Source organism: Bartonella sp. AA83SXKL (genome assembly GCF_042196965.1).
In the GTDB taxonomy this organism is placed as follows: domain Bacteria; phylum Pseudomonadota; class Alphaproteobacteria; order Rhizobiales; family Rhizobiaceae; genus Bartonella.
This window is the reverse complement of sequence record NZ_JBHIRG010000051.1, coordinates 1-4,030: the sequence shown is the minus strand read 5'-3', so window position 1 is coordinate 4,030 and position 4,030 is coordinate 1. Positions and strand designations below refer to the sequence as shown.

At 35.3% G+C, this 4,030-nt stretch carries 8 protein-coding genes; 3 read left to right on the top strand and 5 right to left on the bottom strand.

What is annotated here, in order from left to right; translation table 11 throughout:
• From ACFINO_RS09220 to ACFINO_RS09200, 5 genes are all read right to left on the bottom strand, one after another.
• On the bottom strand, positions 1-423 hold a 423-nt coding region (locus ACFINO_RS09220; RefSeq protein ID WP_375655512.1), incomplete at its 3' end, for a hypothetical protein.
• A gap of 12 nt (positions 424-435) precedes the next feature.
• Positions 436-1,164 (bottom strand): Rha family transcriptional regulator, encoded by a 729-nt coding sequence (locus tag ACFINO_RS09215; RefSeq protein ID WP_375655513.1) that lies wholly within the window; start codon positions 1,162-1,164, stop codon positions 436-438.
• Between the two features lie 15 nt (positions 1,165-1,179).
• Positions 1,180-1,542 carry an antA/AntB antirepressor family protein gene (locus tag ACFINO_RS09210; RefSeq protein ID WP_375632994.1) on the bottom strand — a complete coding sequence of 121 codons (363 nt, stop codon included), beginning with the start codon at positions 1,540-1,542 and terminating at the stop codon, positions 1,180-1,182.
• Between the two features lie 64 nt (positions 1,543-1,606).
• On the bottom strand, positions 1,607-1,981 hold the full coding sequence (locus ACFINO_RS09205; RefSeq protein ID WP_375655511.1) for a hypothetical protein: 375 nt from the start codon (positions 1,979-1,981) through the stop codon (positions 1,607-1,609).
• Positions 1,982-2,254: 273 nt separating this feature from the next.
• Positions 2,255-2,608, bottom strand: coding sequence for a helix-turn-helix domain-containing protein (locus ACFINO_RS09200; protein WP_004859838.1), 354 nt, complete (start codon positions 2,606-2,608; stop codon positions 2,255-2,257).
• 87 nt (positions 2,609-2,695) lie between these two features.
• Between ACFINO_RS09200 and ACFINO_RS09195 the strand changes: the two genes are divergently transcribed.
• From ACFINO_RS09195 to ACFINO_RS09185, 3 genes are all read left to right on the top strand, one after another.
• Entirely contained in the window at positions 2,696-2,962 is a 267-nt protein-coding gene (locus ACFINO_RS09195; RefSeq protein WP_375618101.1) for a helix-turn-helix domain-containing protein, read from the top strand.
• Between the two features lie 2 nt (positions 2,963-2,964).
• The gene (locus ACFINO_RS09190) at positions 2,965-3,327 is read left to right on the top strand and encodes a hypothetical protein (protein ID WP_375655510.1); all 363 of its coding nucleotides are present in this window, start codon (positions 2,965-2,967) and stop codon (positions 3,325-3,327) included.
• Between the two features lie 147 nt (positions 3,328-3,474).
• Positions 3,475-4,030 (top strand): YdaU family protein (locus ACFINO_RS09185; RefSeq protein ID WP_375655509.1); only part of this gene is annotated, 556 nt, incomplete at its 3' end.

The following is a 4,030-nucleotide window of genomic DNA, read 5'->3' as shown; positions in this document are numbered from 1 at the left end:
ATTTCCAGCAATGTCTACACGACAGCAAATATATGCTTGATTGTAAATTTTAGCATTTCCGTAAACGTGTACACTTTCCCCTATAACAGAATTCCCATAAATCCGCGCATAGTCAAAAACCTTGGCATTATCTCGAACAGAAGCACCATCAACTTCGGCATAATCAGAAACTTGTGCATTTCCAGAAATTTGTGCATTCCCATAAACACGGGCATCATCATAAACTTTGGCATTACCGTAAACTTGTGCATTGCCAAAAATCCAACAGTCTCTCTTATGGCTTAAGTTGCTCTCTTTTTCTATAAAACCGCCTAGGTCACCTTTTTTGACATATCCAAAGTCTCTTAATGCTCTAATTCGGTGAAGAGTTCTTCCATCAAACGGAATTGTTTCATCAGTCAGTTTGTATTTCTTTTTTATCATAATAACCTCCTCTTAATGCATGCTTTGTCTTTTAAGCTCTTGAGACAGCACACCAATTCCTTTTGCTGTGATTTTTGCGCAAGGAATGACTTTTTCTATTCCACTTGCGGTTTGAAGTGTGATGGTTGGACAATCCATAAGTTTCTTTTGGATTTTGTCTTGATAAGGAAGCAAATTTCCACCTGCTGCTCGTCTGTAAACCCAACCTTTTTTCTGTAAGAAGAGAATGAACTGTTTTGGTTGCATCTCGAGTATTTTAGCGGCTTCTGTAAGACTGAAGAGTCCATTATGACGCTGTAAGCTTTCAAGAGCCATGGCTTTTGGTGTTAAATCTTCAATGATGGTGTCTTTTTGATCTATTTGACCTTGTAGGTAATTCAAAAAGCCAATCATAGCCTTTGGACTTGAATAGTCGATTTGTGGTGTTACTACTTGCTTTTCCAATTCTTGCCAACGGTCTATAATCCTAGCACGTAATGTCATGCTGTAACCGGAAACTAAGATAAGGCATTCACGCTTAGGGAGGTTGTAACAGTTTTGGGGCTTACCCTGTTTATCTAAATAGGTGGATCCAAATTTGGATTGACCCCCTTCAGGATATAATTCTCCTAACATTTGTCGAATATCACGCATAATATGCGCATGTTGCTTACCGCATAACTCTGCAATTTCACGACTAGACATGGTGGGAACAGTTGTGTTTTGAAAATTGTTTTCAGATATTGTAATAAAGTTTTGCATCATCACCCCCCTTAATTAAGAAAAACACAAGGTTTGATATAATATTCTGCCATAGTTTCTATGACGTTCTGCTTGAGCAATTTTCCTTGCTGCGTGAATTTTGAAATAATGATTATCGGTTTTATCTGTCTCTATTTCAGATTTTGGACAAATCTTCTGTCTGTTCCATTCTTGTTTTGTAAAAACAAAATCCACGCCTTCTTTTAGATCAAGCTTTTCAACACAATCATTAAACCAAGTGGAAAAATCTTGTTTCAAATGTAAGTACCTATGCATTACATGGGCATTGACCATTTGGACATAACCGATTTTGTTGTCTACCTCGTTTTCAGGCGTGAGATATCCTTCACTATGAATATGAGTATCATGTGTGGTCATAAGTTTACTCTAATCAATTATTGATGGGAAAAGGGGAGGCGCTTTTAAAAGCGCCCTTCAGAATTTAAAGCACATCACAAGGACGCAAACGGTGTTGTTGTTCGTAAGTACCGTAAATCTCATCATTATATTTTTCGTCTGCTAAATCAGATAAAAGGTCATGGTAAGCAACACTCTCGCGTACAAAGTCATGAACTTTACTCTCCTCATGGAGATGTTCGATATTTTCTTTTACATATGCTTCTGCAATTTCTTCAGAGATATCTTCACAATTATTCTCAGAAGGATTGATGCGAAAGATTTGGATTGCATCATCTGCCTCGTCAATAATTTTTAGAACTTGGCTTTCATCCAGTGGTCCCGATCGACCAATGTTTTGATCATCATCATAGACAACTAATAAGATTTCATCAGAATTTATAAGAATTGGATTTTCCATAATTTCTCCTCCCTAACGCCTCTTGGCGATTGTTTGTGCGTGGTTTATGGAATATATATAATACGCATAATGCATACTTGTCAACAATAAAATATGCGTTATGTGTATTTTATTTTTAACGGTATAAAAATCTTGTAAGAAGATTTTTTCTAAATGACGATTCTCATGAAAGGGGAAGGTGAATGGTTATGAAAATAATAAAAAGTGATATAGAATTAGATAACAAAATAATGCATCTGGTTTCTACATTTAGTAATGAAAGAAAAAAAGCTTTTATTTTTTTTCTTCTGCATGCAGGCGATTTAAAAGGTGAAGAATTGTTTCTTTATCTGGTTGAGTTGTTTTTTGCAGTAGATTAATAATTTGCTCATCAACAGTTTGTTTTGTGGCAGGAATTGGAAAGGAGGGGCCTTCTCCCTCTCCAGTTAATAACCATCCTTCACTAATTCTAAATGCTTTTGCATATTTTGCAGATGCTCGTGATATTCCTCTTAATCCTTGTTCGTGCTGTATATAGCTAGAGTAGTTCCAGCCAAAATATCTAGCTGCTTCTTTAGCACTTCTAAAACCACGCGCTAAACGCGCTTTTATTAATCTAGCAGATTGGTCTATCGTGTTACTAAGCATTTTTATCTCCTTAATATATTCATATTGCATATAATTGGTATGCATTTCGACTTGACTTTTAAGTACTCATAATGCATATTATTTTTTATGGGAAAAATAGCAGTAAAACAGTTACGTAAAAATCTGAATTTAACTCTGAAAGAAATGGCAGCACAGTTAGGCGTCAACAAGTCAACAGTATGGCGTTGGGAAAAATATGGTGTTCCTTCAAGAGGAGCCGTTGCATATCTTCTCGAAGCGTTATGGAATGAACAATCTCCTCCAACGCCTTCTTTTGTCAAGGGTTCCACTGTTTGCATGAAGCCATTTGAACAAAATGAAATGACGAAGCTTCAATATGAAGAAAGAAAATAAAAATGGACAATTTCGCAACGATTATTGTGCTTTTTACGACCAATGTAATCACGATTTTTTGTTTTTATGTCTCTCATAAAAAAATGCAAAGCTCTACAAAGGTATTGCAAAGACCATATTACACTTTTCACATTTTGAAAGATTCAATAAAAGAAATGGATTTTCCAGACGGCAGCACAATTGTTTTTAGCGATTCTGATTGGAATTTTTCTCTTGATGCAAATGATAATTTGATAGTTCAAAGTACTTTAGGACCTTCATTATCTATAAAGGCATATAGCGATGCGCACGGTTTCAAAAAGCATTTCATAGATAGTTTACAGAAATACAATCGGTCTACACATTTAGTTAGTGCAGCGAGATGAAGCATGCAGTGTATTTTTGAATTGAGTGAGTTCATTTTTTTTAACTTATGACTACGCGCTCTGTCACAGCTCACGCATAAATAGGCAACAGCCTTAAGGGGGGGATTATGATCACTAATTTATATTTAATGAAAGAAGGGGATGCGCATGTCTAATGGTATGCCATGGATAAGATTCCATTTGTATGACTGGATAAGTGGTACAAATGGAATGACATCTGAACAACGGGGGGTTTATATAACCCTTCTCGTTTACATGTATGAAAAAAAAGAACCACTTAAAACAGATTTTCAAACGCTTGCACGCGTTTGTCATTGTTCGCAGAAAAAATTTGCAGCTATTGTCGAATATTTAATGAGGAATGATAAAGTTATTGAGACAGATAATGGATTGTGGAATACGCGCGTTGAAGAAGAGCTAAAAGATTTTTCTGATAAAAAAGAGCACATATCGCAAGTTCGTAGTGAGGCTGGTAAAAAAGGTGCAAAAGCAAAAAATAATATAAAACAACATATTAATAATTTTGCTGAAGCAAAAGATAAGCAAAACGTTTTTTTTGCTGAAGCAAACGACAAGCAAAATCTAGCTATAAAGAACCAGAATAAGAATAATATATATAAAAAAAATAAAACTATCGTTTTATCAAAAAAAGAAATTGATTTTGAAGATTTAGAAATCACCGATTTGGTTCACGAGCCAATCG

What these genes read in the sequence shown, in the direction of transcription:
- ACFINO_RS09210 (WP_375632994.1), bottom strand. Translation starts at nt 1,542, where the DNA reads ATGACCACACATGATACTCATATTCATAGTGAAGGATATCTCACGCCT.
- ACFINO_RS09190 (WP_375655510.1), top strand. Translation starts at nt 2,965, where the DNA reads ATGGACAATTTCGCAACGATTATTGTGCTTTTTACGACCAATGTAATC.
- ACFINO_RS09195 (WP_375618101.1), top strand. Translation starts at nt 2,696, where the DNA reads ATGGGAAAAATAGCAGTAAAACAGTTACGTAAAAATCTGAATTTAACT.
- ACFINO_RS09205 (WP_375655511.1), bottom strand. Translation starts at nt 1,981, where the DNA reads ATGGAAAATCCAATTCTTATAAATTCTGATGAAATCTTATTAGTTGTC.
- ACFINO_RS09200 (WP_004859838.1), bottom strand. Translation starts at nt 2,608, where the DNA reads ATGCTTAGTAACACGATAGACCAATCTGCTAGATTAATAAAAGCGCGT.
- ACFINO_RS09215 (WP_375655513.1), bottom strand. Translation starts at nt 1,164, where the DNA reads ATGCAAAACTTTATTACAATATCTGAAAACAATTTTCAAAACACAACT.